This is a genomic window from Streptacidiphilus jiangxiensis, from assembly GCF_900109465.1.
Classification (GTDB): Bacteria; Actinomycetota; Actinomycetes; order Streptomycetales; family Streptomycetaceae; genus Streptacidiphilus; species Streptacidiphilus jiangxiensis.
The window spans coordinates 25,258-25,784 of sequence record NZ_FOAZ01000046.1; the positions used below are offsets into that span (position 1 = coordinate 25,258).

The 527-nt window shown below is 69.8% G+C and carries 1 rRNA gene; it reads right to left on the reverse strand.

The features are described 5' to 3' along the window. Window positions 1–439 precede the first annotated feature (439 nt). Window positions 440–527, reverse strand: a 5S ribosomal RNA gene (rrf, locus tag BMY61_RS41760); the annotation flags it as partial.

Here is a 527-nt window from a genome sequence, read left to right on the forward strand (position 1 = left end):
CCACGGTCACCGTAGGACGGGCGGTCATCCCGACGCGGGCCACGGTCGCCACCACGGTCACGGTCACCGTAGGAGGGGCGGTCATCGCGACGCGGACCACGGTCACGGTCGCCGGACGACGGGCGGTCGTCCCGGCGGAAGCCACCCCCCCGCGAGTCGCGGGAGTCACGACGGCCCGCGCCGCCAGCGCCGGAGGGGCCGTCGCCGGAGCGGCGCTCCGGCCGTCCGTTGGGGGGGTATGCCATTGGGGTGACTCCTGTCTGGACTTCACGGGGGTTCGTGGTGCCGGCGACATGGCCGCCGCGCGTACCACCAATCATTCTCCCGCACTCGGCGGGTGCCCGCTCACGGGGTGGACACAAGAACTGACTGCACGGTGGACGCAAAAAAGAGGCCGGGGCCCCAGTAATCAATCACTGAGGCCCCGGCCTGAAAAGTTGTTCGGCGGCGTCCTACTCTCCCACAGGGTCCCCCCTGCAGTACCATCGGCGCTGTGAGGCTTAGCTTCCGGGTTCGGAATGTAACCG